Origin of the sequence: Streptomyces sp. NPDC051740 (assembly GCF_044453165.1) — a bacterium.
GTDB lineage: Bacteria > Actinomycetota > Actinomycetes > Streptomycetales > Streptomycetaceae > Streptomyces > Streptomyces atrovirens.
Map to the genome: position 1 here is coordinate 463,258 of NZ_JBITCL010000003.1, position 18,755 is coordinate 482,012.

At 67.2% G+C, this 18,755-nt stretch carries 19 protein-coding genes and 2 pseudogenes; 15 read left to right on the forward strand and 6 right to left on the reverse strand.

Annotated features, from left to right (window positions below; genetic code table 11):
- Positions 1 to 274 precede the first annotated feature (274 nt).
- Together ACIA6T_RS07870 and ACIA6T_RS07875 are read left to right on the forward strand one after the other, a co-directional pair.
- Positions 275 to 403, forward strand: coding sequence for a hypothetical protein (locus ACIA6T_RS07870; RefSeq protein ID WP_037873435.1), 129 nt, complete (start codon positions 275 to 277; stop codon positions 401 to 403).
- A gap of 36 nt (positions 404 to 439) precedes the next feature.
- On the forward strand, positions 440 to 1,204 hold the full coding sequence (locus tag ACIA6T_RS07875; RefSeq protein ID WP_399445664.1) for a DUF4239 domain-containing protein: 765 nt from the start codon (positions 440 to 442) through the stop codon (positions 1,202 to 1,204).
- A 101-nt stretch (positions 1,205 to 1,305) separates the two neighbouring features.
- Here the strand turns inward: ACIA6T_RS07875 and ACIA6T_RS07880 are convergent, their stop codons facing one another.
- The gene (locus ACIA6T_RS07880) at positions 1,306 to 1,803 is read right to left on the reverse strand and encodes a hypothetical protein (protein WP_399445665.1); all 498 of its coding nucleotides are present in this window, start codon (positions 1,801 to 1,803) and stop codon (positions 1,306 to 1,308) included.
- Between the two features lie 334 nt (positions 1,804 to 2,137).
- Here ACIA6T_RS07880 and ACIA6T_RS07885 point away from each other — a divergent pair, with 334 nt between their 5' ends.
- Positions 2,138 to 2,806: a class F sortase gene (locus ACIA6T_RS07885; protein WP_399445666.1), complete on the forward strand. Its 669-nt coding sequence runs from the start codon at positions 2,138 to 2,140 to the stop codon at positions 2,804 to 2,806.
- A 27-nt stretch (positions 2,807 to 2,833) separates the two neighbouring features.
- Here the strand turns inward: ACIA6T_RS07885 and ACIA6T_RS07890 are convergent, their stop codons facing one another.
- Complete coding sequence (locus tag ACIA6T_RS07890) at positions 2,834 to 3,673, reverse strand: polysaccharide deacetylase family protein (RefSeq protein WP_399445667.1); 840 nt, start codon at positions 3,671 to 3,673, stop codon at positions 2,834 to 2,836.
- Positions 3,674 to 3,819: 146 nt separating this feature from the next.
- On the opposite strand from ACIA6T_RS07890, the gene ACIA6T_RS07895 reads away from it, so the two are divergent.
- On the forward strand, positions 3,820 to 4,272 hold the full coding sequence (locus ACIA6T_RS07895; protein ID WP_399445668.1) for a universal stress protein: 453 nt from the start codon (positions 3,820 to 3,822) through the stop codon (positions 4,270 to 4,272).
- Between the two features lie 32 nt (positions 4,273 to 4,304).
- On the opposite strand, the gene ACIA6T_RS07900 is transcribed toward ACIA6T_RS07895, so the two are convergent.
- Positions 4,305 to 5,129 carry an alpha/beta fold hydrolase gene (locus ACIA6T_RS07900; protein ID WP_399445669.1) on the reverse strand — a complete coding sequence of 275 codons (825 nt, stop codon included), beginning with the start codon at positions 5,127 to 5,129 and terminating at the stop codon, positions 4,305 to 4,307.
- Between the two features lie 57 nt (positions 5,130 to 5,186).
- On the opposite strand from ACIA6T_RS07900, the gene ACIA6T_RS07905 reads away from it, so the two are divergent.
- A complete protein-coding gene (locus ACIA6T_RS07905; protein ID WP_399445670.1) occupies positions 5,187 to 5,660 on the forward strand; it encodes a MarR family winged helix-turn-helix transcriptional regulator in 474 nt (157 codons plus the stop codon).
- Positions 5,661 to 5,666: 6 nt separating this feature from the next.
- Here ACIA6T_RS07905 and ACIA6T_RS07910 read toward each other — a convergent pair.
- Positions 5,667 to 6,029 (reverse strand): annotated as a pseudogene (locus tag ACIA6T_RS07910) (CapA family protein); the annotation flags it as partial.
- A gap of 46 nt (positions 6,030 to 6,075) precedes the next feature.
- Here ACIA6T_RS07910 and ACIA6T_RS07915 point away from each other — a divergent pair.
- The 6 genes from ACIA6T_RS07915 to ACIA6T_RS07940 all read left to right on the forward strand — a co-directional run bounded on the left by ACIA6T_RS07915 (position 6,076) and on the right by ACIA6T_RS07940 (position 13,118).
- Positions 6,076 to 7,722 carry a recombinase family protein gene (locus ACIA6T_RS07915; protein ID WP_399445671.1) on the forward strand — a complete coding sequence of 549 codons (1,647 nt, stop codon included), beginning with the start codon at positions 6,076 to 6,078 and terminating at the stop codon, positions 7,720 to 7,722.
- Positions 7,723 to 8,803: 1,081 nt separating this feature from the next.
- The gene (locus ACIA6T_RS07920) at positions 8,804 to 9,505 is read left to right on the forward strand and encodes a hypothetical protein (RefSeq protein WP_399445672.1); all 702 of its coding nucleotides are present in this window, start codon (positions 8,804 to 8,806) and stop codon (positions 9,503 to 9,505) included.
- Positions 9,506 to 10,136: 631 nt separating this feature from the next.
- Entirely contained in the window at positions 10,137 to 10,547 is a 411-nt protein-coding gene (locus ACIA6T_RS07925) for a hypothetical protein (protein WP_399445673.1), read from the forward strand.
- 155 nt (positions 10,548 to 10,702) lie between these two features.
- Positions 10,703 to 11,545: a phage major capsid protein gene (locus tag ACIA6T_RS07930; RefSeq protein WP_399445674.1), complete on the forward strand. Its 843-nt coding sequence runs from the start codon at positions 10,703 to 10,705 to the stop codon at positions 11,543 to 11,545.
- Between the two features lie 177 nt (positions 11,546 to 11,722).
- On the forward strand, positions 11,723 to 12,001 hold the full coding sequence (locus ACIA6T_RS07935) for a hypothetical protein (protein ID WP_399445675.1): 279 nt from the start codon (positions 11,723 to 11,725) through the stop codon (positions 11,999 to 12,001).
- A 787-nt stretch (positions 12,002 to 12,788) separates the two neighbouring features.
- Positions 12,789 to 13,118 (forward strand): P27 family phage terminase small subunit, encoded by a 330-nt coding sequence (locus ACIA6T_RS07940; RefSeq protein ID WP_399445676.1) that lies wholly within the window; start codon positions 12,789 to 12,791, stop codon positions 13,116 to 13,118.
- Between the two features lie 298 nt (positions 13,119 to 13,416).
- Here the strand turns inward: ACIA6T_RS07940 and ACIA6T_RS07945 are convergent, their stop codons facing one another.
- A complete protein-coding gene (locus ACIA6T_RS07945) occupies positions 13,417 to 14,631 on the reverse strand; it encodes a helix-turn-helix transcriptional regulator (protein ID WP_399445677.1) in 1,215 nt (404 codons plus the stop codon).
- A 658-nt stretch (positions 14,632 to 15,289) separates the two neighbouring features.
- Here ACIA6T_RS07945 and ACIA6T_RS07950 point away from each other — a divergent pair.
- Entirely contained in the window at positions 15,290 to 15,484 is a 195-nt protein-coding gene (locus tag ACIA6T_RS07950) for a hypothetical protein (RefSeq protein ID WP_399445678.1), read from the forward strand.
- 13 nt (positions 15,485 to 15,497) lie between these two features.
- Here ACIA6T_RS07950 and ACIA6T_RS07955 read toward each other — a convergent pair.
- Positions 15,498 to 16,340, reverse strand: a pseudogene (locus ACIA6T_RS07955) (CapA family protein); the annotation flags it as partial.
- Positions 16,341 to 16,551: 211 nt separating this feature from the next.
- On the opposite strand from ACIA6T_RS07955, the gene ACIA6T_RS07960 reads away from it, so the two are divergent.
- The 3 genes from ACIA6T_RS07960 to ACIA6T_RS07970 all read left to right on the forward strand — a co-directional run bounded on the left by ACIA6T_RS07960 (position 16,552) and on the right by ACIA6T_RS07970 (position 18,560).
- A complete protein-coding gene (locus tag ACIA6T_RS07960; protein WP_085571417.1) occupies positions 16,552 to 17,097 on the forward strand; it encodes a sigma-70 family RNA polymerase sigma factor in 546 nt (181 codons plus the stop codon).
- Between the two features lie 136 nt (positions 17,098 to 17,233).
- The gene (locus tag ACIA6T_RS07965) at positions 17,234 to 17,755 is read left to right on the forward strand and encodes a hypothetical protein (protein WP_399445679.1); all 522 of its coding nucleotides are present in this window, start codon (positions 17,234 to 17,236) and stop codon (positions 17,753 to 17,755) included.
- A gap of 151 nt (positions 17,756 to 17,906) precedes the next feature.
- On the forward strand, positions 17,907 to 18,560 hold the full coding sequence (locus ACIA6T_RS07970) for a zf-HC2 domain-containing protein (RefSeq protein WP_399445680.1): 654 nt from the start codon (positions 17,907 to 17,909) through the stop codon (positions 18,558 to 18,560).
- Positions 18,561 to 18,755: the final 195 nt, after the last annotated feature.

The window sequence follows — 18,755 nt, forward strand, 5'->3', positions numbered from 1 at the left end:
GCCCACACCCGCCCCTGCCCCCACACCCACACCCACGCCCTCTCCGAAGCCGCCGCCCCCGCCCGAGCCCGCGCCGGCCACCCCGCCGCCGAAGCCCCGCCCGACCCCGGAACCCGAGCCACCGCCCCCGCCGGCCGCCCGTCCGGCACCACCCGCGGCCCGTCCGACGCCGGCTCCCACCCCGCCGCCGCGCCCGCGCCGCCCGCCGCCGCCACCGCCGTCACCGGCCCCGACGCCGTCGGCCACGCCGAAGCCGCGTCCGTCCGTGACGCCCGTGCACTACCCGCGGTACCGCGCGGCCCCGGTCCGGCGGTCCTCCGGCGGTGCCACGTCACCGCTCACCTTCGTCCTGCTCATCACGGTTCCCGCGGTGGTCGCGATCGCCGCGCTGCGTCCGCGCTGAGGCCCGGACCGACCCGACCCCTTCTGGAGGCACCTCTTGCCGGAATGGCTTGTTCTCACCCTCGCGATGCTCGCCGCCTGTGTCGTCGTGGTGGTCATCACCCTCGTACGGCACCGCAGGGCGGCCGACGACGAGGACCCCAGCGAGACCCCGGACGTCATCGAGTACATGACGATGTGGATCGGCGTGGTGTACGCCATCGTCCTGGGTCTCGCCATCGCCGGCGTCTGGGAGGGACGCGGCGCCGCCCAGGAGCACGTACGGGCGGAGGCGGTGGCCCTGCACGAGATCTCGGAGCGGGTACGGGTCTACCCCGCCGAGGTGCGTGACCGTATCCGGGACGATGTCAACGCCTATGTCGGACACGTCGTCACCACCGAGTGGCGGGCCATGGCCGACGACGGACAGGTCACCGGACGCGGCACCGAACTCCTCGACCGTGTCCGCCGGGACGTCACCGACTACGAGCCGCGGACGGACTTCGAGGCGCAGGCCTACCAGCCCCTCGTGGACCAGGTGGCCGCCGCCGACCAGGCGCGCAGCGCACGGGCCGAGTCGACCGGGGAGACCATGCCGGGCGTGGTGTGGTTCGGGCTGCTCACCGGGGCCGCCGTCACCATCGGGATGATCTTCGCGCTGCAGATCCGGCGCACCACCCGGGAGATGGTCCTCGCCGGGCTGTTCTCGGCGCTGATCGCCTTCCTGCTCTTCCTCATCTGGGACTTCGACGCGCCCTTCGGCCGGGGCCTCGCCGCGTCGGCGGACCCGTTCCTGCGGCTCTTCCCGCACATCGAGGGCTGAGACCGCCCGCGGGTGAGCGGAGTGCCGCCCCGGATCCCACGGGATCCGGGGCGAGCGGTGTGCGAACTCGTGCGAAACGGCGGCCCGGAGGGGACAGCGGTTCAGATCCGCTTCTCGGCGCGGCGGCGCATCCAGAAGACACCGCTGCCGGCGACCGCGGCGGCCACCAGGGCCCCGCCGATGGCCATGTCGGTCGGAGTCGCCCCGCTGGTGCTGCTGCCGCCGATACCGCCGCGGACGCCGCCGATGACGGTGAAGGCGGCCGGCCGGGTCAGGCTCCGGCCGGAGCAGTGGACCGTGACGTCGTAGGAACCGGGACGGGCGTCGGCGTCGACGGTGGCGGTGCCCTTCGAGGTGTCGTTGGCACCGCTGATGGGCGTCAGGTTCGTCCGGGGGAAGGCGTTGGAGGTCGCCGTGCCGCCGTTGGGGCAGCCGTCGACCGTGATGGTCAGCTGACCGCCGCGGGGAACGACGCTGGGCAGGACGACGATGTTGGACGGGTTGGGAACCCGGCCGCCGTCCGCGACCGCCGCCGGGGCGGCGAGCCCGAGGACGGCGACCGCGGCACCGGCGGCCGCCAGGGCACGTGAATTGCGCATGTGATCCTCCGCGGAAGACGCCCCGGGTCCCGTTCCCGGTCGATCGGCGAGAAAGCGCCTCCCGGAAAGACCCTCAGTTGCCCTGCGCACGCCCGCATTTCGGGAATGGTCCGTACCGGTGAGGCGAACCCCGCGCGGAGAACCGCGAGAGGGGATATCACCGCAGGTCACGGACCGTCAGAAAATCTTCGTCCGGTACCGCCTCGGATGGCGCACCCGGCCGCGCCGGGGCCACCCGTTCGCCTCCGTCCCGTCGCCGGTTGCGCGCACGGCATTTAGCGTTTTCATCATGCGCGAGTGGTACGGCGACGGCCGTGTCGAGAGGGGAAGGCGAATGTCTGCTTTCGAGCCGGACGAAGCCGAATGGGAGGCACGGCGGAAAAAGCGCGCCCCGTGGGGCGTGATAGCACTGGTTCTGCTCACCGGCCTCGCGCTCATCCGGAACGGTTCGGGGGAATTCGACGTGGGCCCGCCGCAGCCGGCCGGCGCGGCCGCCGCCGACAGCCGGGTGCCCGGCACCGTCACGGCCGCGTCGGTGCGGCCACTGCCGTACGCGGTCCCGGACCGGGTCGTGATCCCGGGGATCCAGGTGGACGCGCCCGTCATTCCGGTGGGCCTGGACGTGGAGGGCTGGGTGGACGCGCCGCCTCCCCAGGACCCCAATCTGGCGGGCTGGTTCACCGGCGCCGTCTCACCGGGCGAGAAGGGCACGGCGGTCGTCGTCGGCCATGTCGACAACGCTCAGGGACCGGCCGTGTTCTACGGGCTCGGGGCGCTGCAGAAGGGGAACCTCGTCGAGATCACCCGCCAGGACGGGAAGACCGCCGTGTTCGAGATCTACGGCATCGAGGTCTTCGCGAAGAACGACTTCCCCGGCGACCGGGTCTACGCCTCCAAGGGGGTGGCGGAGCTGCGGGTCATCACCTGTGGCGGCGGTTTCTCCCAGCAGAACGGCTACGACGGGAACGTGGTCGTCTTCGCCCGCCTGGCCGAGGTCCGCTGAGCGGGCCCGCGTCCGGGCGGGGCCCGCTCAGACGTACTGCCGGCGGGGCACGGTGACGTGGTAGCCGGAGTCCAGCAGTTCGGGCAGGTAGGCGCGCAGGGCCCGTACGCTCTGCGAGCGGTCGCCCCCGGCGTCGTGCGAGAGCACCACGACGCCGGGGGCGGCGCCGTCCTCCACCCGCTCGACGATGGTGCGGGTGCCGGGCTCGGTCCAGTCGAGGGTGTCGACCGTCCAGGCCAGCGGTTCCATGCCCAGCTCGGCGCCGAGCTGGAAGGCGGCACGGTTCCAGGCGCCGTAGGGCGCGCGGAACCACTCGGGGCGTTCGCCGCAGATCTGCTCGACGATGTCGCTGGTGCGCTCCATCTCGGAGCGGATCCGGGCGCGCCGCAGCCGGGTGAGCAGGGGGTGGGACCAGGTGTGGTTGCCGACCACGTGTCCCTCGTCGGTCATCCGGGCCAGCAGGTCCCTGTTGTGGGCCGCCATCTCCCCGCACACGAAGAACATCGCCCGCACCTCGTACCGGGCCAGGGTGTCGAGGATGTGCGGGGTGTAGCGGGGGTCGGGGCCGTCGTCGAAGCTCAGCACCATGGTGCGGCCGTGTCCGGGCACGCTCAGCAGCGGTTCGCGCCGTACGGGCGTCCTGCCGTGCGGGGTGTGCGGGGGCCCGTAGCCGGTCAGGGGCCGCAGGCGGTACTCGGAGGGCCTGAGCGGGCGGCGGGCCGCCCGGGCGCCGGCGGCCGGCGGCGGCGCGGGGGCGGCACGGTTCCCGGCGCCCGGCACGAACGCCGCGGCCACACCGGCGGCGCCCAGGGAGACGGCGCCGGCGAGCAGCACCCGGCGCCGGGTGAGCAAGTGATCCTTCTGCATGACTCATCAGTCGCCCCGCGGAGGGCCGACGCACCTCAGCGACACCGGTGCGGCGGCACGATTCCACCCGATCGGCGCAGTGCGGGGTGACGGACCCCGGCGGGCGCGTGGGGGCCGGTGAACCGGACTCCGATAGCCTCGCTGTCGTGACGGAACAGCGGTTCGAACGGGGCACGGACGGCCCGAAGGTGATCGTGGCCGGCGTGGACGGCTCCGACTCCTCGCTGCGCGCGGCGGCGTACGCCTCCGGTCTGGCACGCCGTCAGGGGGCGCTGCTCGCCCTCGTGTACGTGCAGCCGGTGCTGGCCGCGGGAGCGGCCCTCGGCGCGCCGGTGACCGACACGACCGAGGAGGTGGCCGAGGACCTGGTGGCGCAGGTCCGGGAGGCGATGGAGCGGATCAGGGGCATCTTCGAGATCCGCTGGGAGTTCCACACCTTCCGCGGCGACCCCTACAACGGACTGGTGAAGGCGGCCGACGACCTGAAGGCGGACGCGGTGGTCGTGGGCGCCTCCGAGCAGGCCGGGCACCGGTTCGTCGGGTCGGTCGCGGTGCGGCTGGTGAAGGCCGGGCGGTGGCCGGTGACGGTGGTGCCGTAGTCCCGTACGGCGGGCCCGGGTGCGGTTCGCCGTCAGCGGGAGCGGAGGGAGCCGAGGAAGTCCAGCAGGATCTTGTTCAGCTCCTCGGGCCGCTCCAGGTTGGGGTAGTGCGCGGTGCCGTCGATGATCACGGAGCGGCCGTCGCGGACGATGCGGGCGAACCGTTCCGCCTCGGCGATCAGGTCGGGGGCGTCGAGGGCTCCGTTGACGGTGAGGACCGGGACGTCGATCTTCGGGACGCGGGCCCATGTGCCGGTCACGGGCACGTGGTGGTCCTCCTCGTCCGGGGTGTGCTTGGCGAGGGTGCCCAGGGCCATCCCGCGCAGCCGGTCCGTGATGTCCGGGTCGATGTCGGCGGCGGTGCGGTGCTCGCCGGGCACGTAGCGCAGGAACGCGGTGAGCCAGCCCTCCACGTCGCCCGCGCCCAGGGCCGCGGCCTGCTCGGCCAGCACCTGGCGGACCCAGGGGTCGGTGTACTGGAAGTCGCTGGTGGCCGCGGAACAGGCCACCACGGCGCGCACCAGCTCCGGGTACTCCAGCACCGCGTCGGTGGCGATGGCGCCGCCCATCGACACGCCGACGAGCACCGCAGGACCGGTGTCCAGGTGGCGCAGCAACGCGGCGAGGTCGTCGGCCCAGCGGAACGGCGCGGTGGCGTTGGCCGAGGCGCCGTGGCCGCGGACGTCCGGTGCGATCACCCGGTACCCGGCGGCCAGGGCCGGGATCTGGGCGTCGAAGACCCGGTGGTCGGCGAAGCCGGAGTGCAGCAGGACCACCGGGTCGCCGGAGCCGGTGTCGAGGTAGGCGAGGTCGCCGTCGGCGGAGGGGAAGAAGCGTAGATCCGAAGCACCATTCACGACAACCGAGGTGTCATGTCGACACGACTTTGGCAACCCAGGTGTCACGATGGCGGGATGAAGGACATCGACGCCCCCCTCCCCCCGGACGAGCTCGGCCGCCGCCTCACCGAGGTGTACGACCTGGTCGGCCCCCTCTACCGGCGCGCCCAGCGCAGCGTGGAACAGGGGCTGACCACCGACGACCTGTCCGTGGGCGTACGCGCCGTGCTGACCCTGCTGCACCGCAACGGGCCGATGACCGTGCCGCAGATGGGCAGGGCACAGGCGATCAGCCGGCAGTTCGTGCAGCGCATGGTGAACGACGCCGCGGCGCAGGACCTGGTGGAGGCCGTCCCGAACCCCGCCCACCGGCGGTCGTCGCTCATCCGTCCGACCGAGCGGGGCTCCGCGGTGGTCTCCGCCGTCCTGGAGCGCGAGCACCTGCTCCTGCGGGAGGTCGGCGGTGGTCTCACGGACGCCGAGGTGACGGCCTGTCTGCGGGTGCTGGGCGAACTGCTGACGGCGCTCGACCACGTCGACCTCGGCTGACGGTCCTCACTCCCCCATCACGAGCCCGTCCTGCGCGGCACCCCGGCTGAGCACCACGTTCCGGATCCGGTCGCGCACGGACCGCACCTCGGCACCCCGGGCGAGTGCCCGGTTGAGGTTGACGACCCGGCCGGCGTCCACGTCGAAGAGCTGCGGGACGAACTCGGCCCGGGTCACCTCCCAGCGCCCGCCGGGGCGCTCCGGCGGGGCGAAGGTGAAGCGGCCCAGGGTGGACTGGTTGCCGCGCGGATCGTGGACGCCCTCGCGGCCGATCATCTCGCCGGCGATCTGGTCGCCCATGCCGTAGACCACCCAGGTGCCGTTGACCTTCTCGTAGGCCTGCGGGACATGGGCGTGGGTGCTTGCAACAGGTGCAGGCGTCCCGGAGAAAGGGTCATCAGGCACAATGGAACACATGCACGAAAAGAACACAGAGCGCGAGCGTTGGGGGATATTGGCGCGCAAGTCAAAAGTCCTCGGCGAAGAAGACGCCCGCCGCGAACTCAGCACCGACGCACAGATTACGCAGGGCCGCCGAGCGGCCGAGCGGGAAGGTGCTGACGTTCCGTCAGAATTCATCTGGACAGAGCTTGGCTCCGCGTTCAAGGCGCGTCAGAGAGATGAATTCGAAAACGCCCTAGCAGCACTCGCCTCCGGGGAGATCAACACCCTGTGGTGCTACGACCTTTCGCGGTTCTCCCGTAAGGGTGCCGACGACCTAATCGGAATTCTGCGCCCCGGCAAGGGCCGCGTGATCTTCGACTATGACGGTCTCGACTCGTCCAACCCCCGTGACCGGCGCTGGATCATCAACCGGGCCGAGGAAGCGCGCGAATACTCAGAGCGGCTGTCCGCCAACGTCAAGAACACCAAGCGTCTGCAACGCGATTCCGGTAAGTGGCTCGGCGCCCCGACGTACGGCTACACCGTCCACCCCAAGACTCGGAAACTCCACCAGGACCGCAGCACCGAGGCTCACGAAACGTGTCCCGCTGCTGTCGTGTTCCGCATCTTCACCGAGGCAGCCGAAGGCGGAAAGAAAAACAGCCTGCGCCAGATCACGGCCCGACTGAACAGCGAGACAATCCCCGGACCGGCGGGCGGCGCGTGGAACGTCACGGCCGTTTATCGCATCATCCTTCACCCCGTTTACGAGGGTTGGCAGATTCTCAGTCAGTGGCCAGCGGGCGCACTCGCGTACGTCTACCGCGACAAGAACGGCGACAAAATCGCCGTTACCGACGAACCCATTGTGCCGCCGGAATTGGCCGCTAAGGCACGCGCCAATGTCCGCAAGTCCAAAAACCCCGCGTTCCTCGGAGCGCTCCCCCAACCCACAGCCGCAGCACACACGTTGACCGGTCTCCCCCGGTGCGCCGGTTGTTACGGCTCGTCACAGAAAACAGCGGGGGCATGGATGTGCGGAAAGCACCGCCGCTCCCCCGGCTCGTGCCCGGCCCCGGTTTCGCTTGATGGCAAGCACCTGGATTGGTGGGTAATCGAGACTTGGAAAACGCGCCTTTCCTCGCTGGACACCGACAATGAGGCGGACATGGAACTTGCCATGACCATCACCGCCCGGTGGTCGGCCCTACAGGCACCGGAGGAAACCGCCGAGGCAGCCGAGGCACGGCGCGCACTGCTGGAAGCTGAGGCAGCACTACAGGATCTTGTGGACGGCCGGTACAAGCGCAAGGAGTTTGAGGGGCCCATGCGCAAGCTGTACCAACCAATGTTGGATGACGCGCTGGCCGTAGTCGCAGCAGCCAAGGAAAACGCAGACAAGTACAGCGCGGGGCCGCTGGTTTGCCCGTTCATCGGTGACCGTGACTTGGTGGATGAGGCATGGGAGATAGCGACGCAGGAAACCCGCCGTGCATTGCTGGCACTGGCGATTAACTGCGTGGTCATTCGCAAGCGTCCGGACGGCCCCATGCCGAACCGGTGGACTCCGCTGGACATTACGGAGCGGGCGGAGATCTATTGGCACGGTGACCCGGTACCGCCCGAGCTTGCCGAGGCGTTGAAGCGTCGCCGAGGCGGACGGCGCAAGTCGAAGTAGCCCTAGACCCTGAGAGAGCCTGAGAGCCCCGTTCGGTCCCTGTGATCGGGCGGGGCTTTCCCATGCCCTCAGACGGGCCCCTGCGGCTCAACGACGACCAGGTGCCCAACTGGCCTACAGAACATGGGTTGTTGGGTGCCGGTGCTGCTCAACTGGCCAGCGAGGTAAGGCGACTTCATGAACTGGCTAAAGGGCCGTTCAGTCGACCGGGGCAGGTGCGGACGACCGGCGGGGCAGGGGCCAGAGAGCATCCAGGAAAGCCCCACACGTCCGACTGGCGGCCCCGAAGGCTCATTCCGGCACCCGAGGCCGTCGGGGTCGAGATAGGCCGTCAGAACGGCACACAGAGCCGTCGGCAAGGCAAGCCGGAAGGCAGTAGCGGCAGCGAGGAGCCTAAGCAGCCACGAGGAGAGCCCAGAGAGCCCGCCTACGGGCCGTTGAGCCTGAGCAGCGCCCTCACGGCCGTCCGACCGGCGGGCCGTCCTCAGCGAGGGGCAGGAGCGGTTTCCCGTGCCCGGCTACGCGCTGAGGGACGAGGGTGACGACTTGGGCAGGGAGGGTGACGAACAGCGCGAGGCATAACGGCACCGCTGCAAGCCTCTGACCTGCGGAAATACCTTGATGAGTGACGAAGTGACGAATATGACTGAAATTCTAGATCCACCTATACAGAGCCTCTTTTCCCTCTACGTAGGAACAACAGTGACCTAGTGTCACCTCGTCACCGCTGCCTATAAAAACCCGCCTGACCTGCGCTTTTGCAGTTTTCAGTTCGTCACCCTCTCCGCAGGTTCGTCACCCATTTCATAACAACAAGGTAACGCATTCCGTTCATACCTCATATAGGGCCGTTTTCGGCAGCCTTTGCGCTCTAGTGCAAATTGAGGAGACACCCCCGGTGTTCCTGTGAACGGCATCACTCCGGTTCACGCCCTAGGCACCGATTGCGCGTCGGTTTATAACGCGCAACTGAGACGCCCCTATCTGGGTTGACTTGCGCATTGGTAGTGATGCCCCGATGCGTCGAGTCCCTAGGTGGGGGCGTCTCTTGTTATCGGCATCACAGAAACGGACTTACGCAATGAGCGCTGAGTATGAGTACGCCCGGATTCACCGGGACGTGGTCATGTGCCACGGAAAAGCTAACGTCAACGCGTGCACCTTTTGCGGGGGCACGGCTACCGATTGGGCGTATAACTGGCGGGACTCTAAGCAGCGTGAGGCAGACGGCCGAGTCTGGTCTGAGAGCACCGCTTATTACATTCCGCTGTGCCGGACGGATCACAAGCTTTTTGATGCCGCTTATCGTCGTGTCGGTCTTGCTGGCCTTGACGCTGAGGTTGAACGGCTAAAGCCCCTTGCTTGGGCTCGTCTGACGGATGAGCGCCGGGAGGTTGAGGCTCAGCAGCGAACCCGACAGTTCGAAATCAACGAGGCTGTCATTGCTGCGAACGAGGAGCGTGTTTTCGCGCGGCATGAGACCCGGCAAGCCAAGCTGAGGGAAGAGGCAGCAGCGCGGGCAAAGCGTGAGGCTGAGCGGGCAATGACTCAAGAGTCCACGCTGCATGGCTTTTTCCCGGGCATTCTCGTTCCTGCCGACGAGAGCGCGCGACTGCTGGCGGACGAGGCTTTCCGGGCGTATGCCGCATGGTGCGAGCGTGAGGCATTCCCCGCTCGTTTCCGCATGGGACGCAGCACGTTTTACCGGGTGCTCGCCGAGCACGGTGTTGAGCGCCGCAAGACAAGTGAAGGCGTGACGTTCTTCGGAATCGCGCTTATCTAGCTACTGAAAGGATGAGCCCGCATGGACCCATACGCGTCCTTTCACGCATTGAGCGTGCTGGAGACTTTTACGTCACTACCCGTGAACGAGAGGGACCGTGCAGCCGTTCTGAATAGCTTTGCTGTGCTTACCGAGCTTGCCCGGCTTTATCGAGAGACCATGGACCCTGGCGAGCCAGAGCAATTCGTCACGGCTTGATAAAGAAATGCAAGGTGGCGGCCGGCTTCGACCTTAATTGTCCATTTTGCGGGCTGCGCTTGCGCTCTAGTGCTATTGAGGGGGACGGAATGAGCCCCGGTCCTCTCCAGCGCTTCACATGGCGCTCTCTTAGGGAACAGCCCGGATTGAAAACGTCCGGGCTGCACCCCCAATTCTCCCCTTGCGTGGTGTGAGGGTGTGGCGGCCCCGGTAGTCAGAGTGATTGATTGCCGGGGCATTGCCGCTCAGTTACTGAATTCAGTAACTGTCCGCCGCGCAGGTTCTCAGCGTCTAGAGCAGTGACGCTTTTCTGATTCTTCGGTAGGGCCTGTAACCACCCTGCCGACATGCCCGACCAGTGAACGCTACTGCTCCCACGCGTTCACCGGTCGGGCATTTTGCTATCTCACACCACATCCCAAGGATTCATCCCATGAGCGACGAAACCAAGAGCGAGACTCCTGCCGACACGCCCGACAATGAGGCCGCTAGCCCGAATGCTGAGGCTGCTAAGTACCGGCGAAAGCTGCGTGATGCTGAGGCGAAGCTAGAGACGGCGAACACGCGTATTGAAACTCTGCTGCGTCGGGATATCGAGCAGCGTGTTTCGGATCGGCTCGCTGTCCCGGCTGATCTCTTCGAAATCGGCAAGCGCAGCGTCTCGGATCTTCTGACTGAGGACGGCGAGGTTGCCGACGATGCGATAACGGCTGCTGTTGAGTCGCTACTAGAGAACCGCCCTGGTCTGGCAAAGGCAACGGCGGGTTGGGGGAGCGTCGGCGGGTCTTCCCGCTCTGCTGTCGCTCCTGCTGCTCCTACTTGGAGCGATGCTCTGCGTGCCTAACCGCTGGCATACCTAACCGAATATCGAGCTTTCCGAAATGCCGCATGACTCCGGGTGGGTCAGCGGCATTTCACGTTCGCGCCTGCGGCGCACCCCGTTTCGCCCGTGGCGACCGGGTTTCCCCGTAACCACATAGAAAGAATGGATGCGCCGCAATGGCTCTTTACACTTCTACCCCTGGTGTTCAGGGTATTCTGCCTCCCGAGTACGGTGAGCTAGTTACTAAGCCGGTTGAGGCTATCTCCGTCGCCATGCAGACTGGCACGGTTGTTAACACGTCTGCTCGGGATTACCGGATTCCAGTGCTGGCCTCTGATGTGACCGTTGGCGCGGTCGCTGAGGGCGCGGAGATTACCCCGTCTGACGCTGTGTTCGACGAGGTTGTTGTTACTCCTGCCAAGTTCGCTGGCCTGTCGATTATCAGCCGGGAAATGGCAGACGACAGTGACCCGTCTGCCGGTGACCAGGTTGGGCGCTCCATCGCTCGCCAGATTGCTAACAGCGTCGACAATGCGCTACTCAACTCGCTCGCGGCTCCTAACCCGGCGGGTCTTTCCTCGCTGTCCGGCATTTCGACGGTTGAGGCCCCGGTGACTTACGCCAACCTTGACCCGTTCGAGCACGCTCTATCTCTGTCTGAGGCTGCGGGCGGCAACGTGAACGCGTGGGTTACGAATGCCGCTACTGCGCTTGAGATCGCTCAGCTCAAGACGGCGAGCGGTTCGAACCAGGCTCTTCTAAACGGTGATCTCACCGCTGAGGGTCGGCGAACGATTCTCGGCCGTCCGGTGTTCGTTTCTCCGCATGCTCCTGCCGATGTTGTGTACGGCATCTCTCGTAATGACATGCTTATTGTGGTCCGTGATGACACGCGTGTTGAGATCGATAAGTCGGCTTACTTTACGAGCGACCGTGTGGCCGTTAAGGGCACAATGCGAGTTGGCTTCGCGTTCCCTCGTGCCGCTGCTCATGTCCGCATTCAGAATGCCGCTGCCTAACGCCTAGCCCCATTGCCCCCTGGTCCTCGTCGACCGGGGGGTTTTGGCGTATCTCAACTCGTTCGCGCATGCAAGATCAACCCGGAGCCGGCGAGGACCCCCTACCCCGCATGAACTGTACATACGTCGACGCTGCACGTTGCGAATGTGTGTGCTGCTGTTAAGGAGCTGTTCCCCATGCTGGCCGACGATTGCGCCCCGGCTCACGCTGACTCTCTGACCCAATCCCTGAGCTATGCGCACGGATATGCCGACGAGGTAACGCGCATGCTCGCTGCGGGCAATGTGGATTCCGATAGGGCCGCTCAGCTAGTACAGGCACTCAAAGACATGATCCTTAGCGCGACTGATGACCTGTACGCCCTGGACGACGTACAGCAGGAAATAGACGCACGGGAACACATGCGCAAGATGGGCGACGAGGAACTATTCCTGGCGATCACCTCTGAGCACTGACACCCTCTCACGCCCGATAGCTACCTATCCCCGGATATCAACAATGCCCCCCCCTGCTACTAACTAGCCCCCCTCTCCGAGGAGTAACCCCCATGCCCTCAAAGCCCCCTCGTCCATGCGCTCAACCCGGGTGCTCTGAGTTGATACGAGGGAAAGAGAGCGCATGCCCTGAGCATGCGAGGCAGAGGCATAAGCAGCGGGCTAATCGTGGTGGTTCTAGCTATGGCCGTGACTGGCGTGAGCGAGTGCAGCCAAGGTTTATCTACTCGAACCCTTGGTGTGTTCTCTGTGGTCGCACTGCCACTGTTGCCGACCATTGGCCGATCAGTCGACGTGACCTCGTGGCAAAGGGGGAACCGAACCCTGATGCCTTTAAGCACTTGCGGCCATTGTGTAAGGCATGCGATGCCAAGGAACGGCCAGCGCGTGAGCCTGGCGGATTCCTCGCTGAGCATCGCTCTCAGCGTGAGGCGCATGAGCGCGAATACCGCCGATGGGTGGACGACGCTCCGCCTTTCTGACCCCCACCCCTGGGGGGTGACTCCTCCTCCCCCCAATTGCGGCGCGGCAGGGAGGGAAAAACCTGTGATGGCTAATCAACATGTTCTCGTCAGTTCCTAGAAAGGGGTGTCTGATGCCCGCGCACCGAAAGCCACACCTACAGGCAGTACGTGAGGGGACGTTCCGCAACGACCGGCAAACGGCAGGTGTTCGCTTTGCTCCCTCAGACCCGGTAGAGCCGGACTGGAATGACCTACTGCCCGGCAGGAGCAAGGCAGCAAAGACCATGCGTGCCGACGCTGCCAACATTTGGGCTCGCACTATTCCGGCGCTTGTTGCTTCTGCTGGCCTGACTGACACTCAGGCTCTTTCTGCTGTGGAATACGTGATGACTGCGGTTCAGCTCAGGGAGGTTAACCGGCAGATCAGTGCGGACGGTTTCACCGTTACCGGTGCCCGAGGTGAAAGCAAAGTTCGGCATCCGCTGCTGTCTAGCGTTCCTCAACTCCGCATGGCACTAATTCGCCTTGCTGGTGAGCTTGGGCTTACTCCGTCTGCCGCAACAAAGCTTTCCTCACCGGAGGCGGAAGACAGCGGAGACGAAATTTGGGACTGACGTACAAGGAGCGCGTTGCAGCGTTCCTAGTCCGCAGCAACGAGGATCTTGAGCGGCCACTGTGGGAGATAGCTCCTGCCGACCGTACGGCTTTCCTTGCTGCTCGTTCTCGCAGACTCTTTTCCCTACGTTCCGGCGACGATTTCCAGATTCCTGCGCATGACCGGCGCGTGACCGATTGGGCTGATACTGAGTAAGTGCGCGATGCCGCCCGAACGAGCCTTATCACGAGCCACACGTAAAGCCCCGTATCTGCTGCCTTCCTGGTGGCCGGTACGGGGCTTTACGTGTTTCCTGCCTAGAGTTGCCTCATGCAAGCTGTCTCGTGTTCCGCGAGGAGCGCGGACACCTCTGGTACGTCTGGGAATTCCTGCAATCGGCTCAGGATGACGCGCACCCGTTCCGCTGTCCGTTCGCTGGCCACATCCGCCGATAGCGAGATAACCCGTTCGGCAACGGCCGCTGATTCTTCGGGCTCGTTCGCGTCGGCATATGCCACAGACAACCACGACAGATAGAGCGCAAGTTCCCGAGCATGGGTTGCGTCATACCGGCCGAGGACGTCACGCAGTATTGGCACGGCGCGGAGTGGTCTACGCAGTTCGGTGAAAACCCGTGCTTCCATCACTTGCAGTTCGCCGGAATCAACCCAGTACAGGTAATCGGGTTCGTCCTCCCCGCCATGCTGCGCTAGTGATTCCCCAGCTTCCCCAAGGGCGCGCATAGCCGGTTGTGCTTCCCCCGCTTTCGCGTGCGCCCAGGCCACCCGATCGAAGTAGAGAGCGCGTGCCCGTGGCGGCGCATCCTCGGCACTGTGCAATGCGGCTTGCGCCATGTCGATACCGGCCCGGAGATCCCCGGTGTTGGTCCGCTGGTAGGCGAGTGATCCAAGGAGGTTTCCGGCCAGCGTGGAATCCTCGGCCCGGTGTGCGGCCGATAGACCTAGCCGGTAGATCCTTTCTGCCTCGGCGTGCTGTCCGGCATCGCTGGCAATCCATCCCGCAATTTGGGCCAGCTCCCCAATCTGCACCAGTAGCTGACGGCCCGTCAGTTCCGAATGAGTGCCTTCCTGGTACAGCCGGACAGCGGACCGGAGTTCACGCAGCGCCGGACGCATGAGATCCCCGCCCGCTAGCACGTCATCGGCAAGCCGTAGGCCATGCACACGCTGTTTCAGGTCTGCCACTTGACCGGCTCCAATGCGACGGCCTGTATGGGCGCTGAGAGCGGCTAGCGGGTCATCGTCGGGGAGATAGTCCGCCAGTGTCGGCAAAGGCGGTTCAGCGGCCGTCTGTGGCTTTCTCAGCGCTTCCACGGGAACCCCGAGCGCAGCAGCGATGAACGGCAGCCATTCGCGCGGCGTGCGCTTCCCTGTCTCCCACCGGCTGACTTCCTGTCGGCCGACCGGTTCCCCGACCACACCGGCCGCCCGGCAAACCTCCCGCGCTAACCGTGCCTGACTCCACCCGCGCTGTTCGCGCTCCCGTCGGATGCTGGCCCCGATGTTCCCCATGCTCTAAGTCTGGCCTACAGCGCCGGATTCCTGGCCTACACCGGGCCGACAAAGGGCCGCTAGCCGTAGATCATCTGCGGGCGGACGCTGGCCCCCATGACGGAACCGAGGGCGTACCCGAATGAGCCGGTTGAACTGCCGTTATTGCAACCAGAGTTGGAGCCAACGCCCGTTGAAGGGTGCGCCGGTTGCGCTGAGTTGGCGAACGTTCGGGAGCGTGCGCGCGTGGTCGGGGACGTGGCCACGATCACGGACGCCAATGTCTTGCTGCGTCGGCACCCCGAGGGGCACTAGTGACGACAGCCCCGGAGAGGCCGCGTACGGCCCGCAGACGGCCCGCTGTGGTGCCCTCCACCCCCGAGCCCTACCACCCGAAACCGCGCGCCGGACGGACCGGAGGAGAGGAACCCTGGTCACTCTGGAAATGGGGTGATCTATGCGGCTGCTGCGCCGGTCACGGTGTCGTTTGGTGCGATGGCTGCTGCGGGTTCACCGGCTGTGCGCTGTGCGGCTGGACCTACAAACGACCGTGCCCCGCATGCTCCGGTGGAGACGCCGAGCCGATCCCGTGGTGAGTCTCCCGTCCTCGCCGGTTTGGGGGCACAAGGCTTTTGCCGTTTGTCGGTATCCAACGAACTATTGACCTTAGTATTCGATCATGGACGGATACCAGATGACCGAACGGCAAGCTGTATATGTCGCCGCGCAGCTCCAAACGATGGGTACGGAATGCGTCGCCATGCCGGAGGAATTGCCCGGCGGCGCATGGCGGGTCTACAGCGACACGGCCCGCACTCAGGACCTCAGCGCTGAGGGGGTGGACGCCGTGGCCGCCCGGTACGCGTTCACATAACCGCAGGTCAGACGCCTGTGGCGCGTACGCCTGTACGTGTAACATGGCCCTGGGTGCCGAGGATCAGGTCGATGTCGGGGCGGCCCCCGGTGGCCGAGGCGGTGAGCGAGCGGGCGAGGGCGGTCTGCCGCCCGTCGGGGGCCTCCTGCCATTCGGTGCCCCAGTGCAGGGAGACCACGACGACGTCGGCTCCGGCCTTCCGGGCCGCCCGCGCGTCGGCGACGATCCGCGCCTCGTCGATCAGACCGACGGCCCAGGGCGCGGCCGGCGGCAGCGGGAGGCCGTTGGTGTCGTGGGTGTAGGCGAGGTGGGCGACCCGCGCCGGGCCCGCGCGCAGCACGGTCGCCGTACGGGCCTCCCGCTCGGTGCGCGCCGAGCCGGCGTGGCGCACACCGGCCCGGTCGAGGGCGTCCAGGGTGCGGCGGATGCCCTCGGCACCGTCGTCCAGGGAGTGGTTGGAGGCGGTGGAGCAGCCGTCGTAGCCGGTGGCGGCGAGACCGCGGGCCACCTCGGGCGGGGACTTGAAAAGGGGGTAGCCGGTGTAGTCGCCGCCTGTGCCGTACACGGTCTCCATGTGGCACAGCGCCACATCGGCGGAGGCGACGACGGAGCGGACGCCGGAGAGCATCGGCCGGAAGTCGTACCCGGTGCCGCCCGCGTCGAAGCGGGCGCGTTCGATGACCGAGTCGTGGGGAAGCACGTCCCCCGAGGCGACCAGGGTGAAGCCGCGGGGCCCCGTGGCGGAAGGGGCCGGACGTCCCGGTTCCGGTGGCCGGTGGCCGCGGGCCTGGCAGGCGGCGCCCGCGGCGAGGACGACGGTCAGGACCAGGGCCACCTGCCGACTGCGTGTGATCATCACTCCACCCCGCTGTAGTCGTATTTATGGATGAACAGATAAGAAGCCACATCACACCCGTCGCCGTTCCGACACGCCCTTTAGGCCGTCCGGCGTGCGCGAACGACCGCCCCGACCGTTCGTCGAACCGTTCGTCGACGCGATCGACCGTCCGCCGCACGCTCCTGCGCACGCCCTGTCCCCGCGTCGCGCCGTGCGCTGCCATACGGCCATGACGGCCGGAACCACACTCATGAACGGGACGACCGCCGAGCACGAGCTCGCCGCACTGCAGCGCGAGCACGGCCGGCCCCTCTTCGCGCTGCTGCTCCGGCTCTGCGACGGGGACCGGCAGCGCGCGGAGGATCTGGTCCAGGAGACCCTGGTGCGCGCCTGGCAGCACCCCGAGGCCCTGCGCGCCGAGAACTTCGACTCCGTACGGCCCTGGCTGCTCACCGTGGGACGGCGGCTCGCCATCGACGCGCGACGGGCCCGGCAGGCCCGGCCGGCCGAGGTCGGGGACGCCGTGCTGGAGAACGCCCGGGTGATCTCCGACCACGCCGAGCGGGCCGCGGCCGCGCTCGACGTCCGCGAGGCTGTGAAGACACTCACTCCGGAGCACCGGGAAGTCCTGGTGCTCGTGTACTTCCAGGGGGCGAGTGTGGCGGAAGCGGCGACGGCCCTCGGGATTCCACCCGGTACCGTGAAGTCCCGCGCGTACTACGCGCTGCGCGCCCTGCGCCGGGTGCTCCCCGGATACGCCTCCGACATGCGGTGAAACCGAAGGCAGAGTCAAACCTTCGCAAAGCGCCTTGCCGACCACCCCGGTTGAGTAATCGGCTGTCCTCATCCGTGTTCCGGACCGGGGGCCCGGGTTCGGGCGACGCGCACGCACCGGAGGAAGGCAGGAAGGGATGCTGCACAGAGGTCGAGAGAACACGGACGGCACCGGCGACGGTGAACTGACCGTCCCCATGGCCTGGCTGTACGCCGAGTACATCGCCGACGAACTGCTGCGCAGCGGCGATCTGATGCCGCCGACGTCCTTCGAGTTCCGCGCGGGCCGGGACGCGCTGGCGCTGACCGTGTTCCTGTCCGACACCGACGGCGAGCTGTCCGGCATCCGGGTGGTCACCCAGTTGGAGACCTGGCTGTCGCTGACCGCGTACGACCAGCCGTGGCAGGAGTGGGTGCAGGGGCGCCTGCGGGGGCTGACCGCGGACGCCGCCGCGGCCGGCCGGGACGCACCGGATCCGGACCTGGAGCTGGCCCGGGAGGCCTGGCGCTGGCTGCGGGAGACGGAGCTGCTCGCGCCCGATCTGAACGCGGTGCCGGGCGGCGGCGCGGTGACCGGTGAGGACGAGGGACCCAAGGTGTGGACACCGGCGTGGCAGCTCGGGCTGCCGCTCGGTCACCTCGCCATCCACCTTTTCTAGATTTCCCGCCGATCCGGCCAATCCGGGGGCCGGTCCGCTCCGAATCCCTTGATTACGATTCGGCACGTCGCTTGAGTGATTCGGGTGCCTGGTGCGTACCGGTGGGAGCAAGGAGTAACCCCACCCGCACCCAACGGCACGAGGATTCGGCATGAGGTCCCTGGAGAGGCATCGCGACGTCGGCGCCTACGCGCTCGGCGTGCTGGACGAGGCGGACGCGTTCCGTTTTGAGGACCACCTCATGGAGTGCCCCCAGTGCGCTGTCCAGGTGACCGAATTCGGTCCCGCGGCACGCCAGTTGATGCTGTACCGGAGTTCCACCCCGCGGCTGGTGCACCCGCTGGCCAAGCCCGGCCCGAGGATGCTGGACCGGCTGCTGTCCCAGGTGGCGGCCCGCAACCGGGCGGGGCGGCGCCGGCTGCTGCTGGCGCTGGCCGCCTCGGTGGTGGTCGCGGTGTCCGCGCCGGCGGTCGCGGTGCTGGCGCGGGACGACGGCGCGAGCGTCGCGAGCGTCGCGGCGACCGACGAGCGGTCCGGGGTGTGGGCGCAGGTGACCACTCAGGACGAGGCCTGGGGCAGCAACGTGGAGATCGAGGTCAAGGACGGTGCCGGCCCCCGCACCTGCCGTCTGGTGGTGGTCGGCCGGGACGGCTCCGAGGAGACGGTGACCAGCTGGAGCGTGCCCCGTCTCGACGCCCGCCCCCACACGGTGCTCGGCGGCTCCGCCATGCACCCCGAGGACATCGCCCGCTACGAGGTGCGTACGGCGGAGGGCGACAGCCTGGTGACGTTGAAGCCCCGGTGAGGCCCCACGCGGGCAGCGCGGTGCGCGGCGCCCCCTTGAGCCGCCGGCGTCCGCCTTCGCGGGAGAGCGGTTCCGGCATACGTCAGGAGTGCCGTCCGGGGCACCGGCGGTCAGGCCGTTCGGGCACCGCGGCGGGCGCGACGGGGCCGCCCGGCACGGCACCGTCCCACGCTGCCGGCATCACCCCGGGCACGG

Coding starts and splice junctions, on each gene's coding strand:
- ACIA6T_RS07965 (WP_399445679.1), top strand. CDS start 17,234: ATGCTGCACAGAGGTCGAGAGAACACGGACGGCACCGGCGACGGTGAA.
- ACIA6T_RS07925 (WP_399445673.1), top strand. CDS start 10,137: ATGAGCGACGAAACCAAGAGCGAGACTCCTGCCGACACGCCCGACAAT.
- ACIA6T_RS07890 (WP_399445667.1), bottom strand. CDS start 3,673: ATGCAGAAGGATCACTTGCTCACCCGGCGCCGGGTGCTGCTCGCCGGC.
- ACIA6T_RS07885 (WP_399445666.1), top strand. CDS start 2,138: ATGTCTGCTTTCGAGCCGGACGAAGCCGAATGGGAGGCACGGCGGAAA.
- ACIA6T_RS07930 (WP_399445674.1), top strand. CDS start 10,703: ATGGCTCTTTACACTTCTACCCCTGGTGTTCAGGGTATTCTGCCTCCC.
- ACIA6T_RS07945 (WP_399445677.1), bottom strand. CDS start 14,631: ATGGGGAACATCGGGGCCAGCATCCGACGGGAGCGCGAACAGCGCGGG.
- ACIA6T_RS07950 (WP_399445678.1), top strand. CDS start 15,290: ATGGACGGATACCAGATGACCGAACGGCAAGCTGTATATGTCGCCGCG.
- ACIA6T_RS07880 (WP_399445665.1), bottom strand. CDS start 1,803: ATGCGCAATTCACGTGCCCTGGCGGCCGCCGGTGCCGCGGTCGCCGTC.
- ACIA6T_RS07970 (WP_399445680.1), top strand. CDS start 17,907: ATGAGGTCCCTGGAGAGGCATCGCGACGTCGGCGCCTACGCGCTCGGC.
- ACIA6T_RS07935 (WP_399445675.1), top strand. CDS start 11,723: ATGCTGGCCGACGATTGCGCCCCGGCTCACGCTGACTCTCTGACCCAA.
- ACIA6T_RS07920 (WP_399445672.1), top strand. CDS start 8,804: ATGAGCGCTGAGTATGAGTACGCCCGGATTCACCGGGACGTGGTCATG.
- ACIA6T_RS07905 (WP_399445670.1), top strand. CDS start 5,187: ATGAAGGACATCGACGCCCCCCTCCCCCCGGACGAGCTCGGCCGCCGC.
- ACIA6T_RS07940 (WP_399445676.1), top strand. CDS start 12,789: ATGCGTGCCGACGCTGCCAACATTTGGGCTCGCACTATTCCGGCGCTT.
- ACIA6T_RS07915 (WP_399445671.1), top strand. CDS start 6,076: ATGCACGAAAAGAACACAGAGCGCGAGCGTTGGGGGATATTGGCGCGC.
- ACIA6T_RS07960 (WP_085571417.1), top strand. CDS start 16,552: ATGACGGCCGGAACCACACTCATGAACGGGACGACCGCCGAGCACGAG.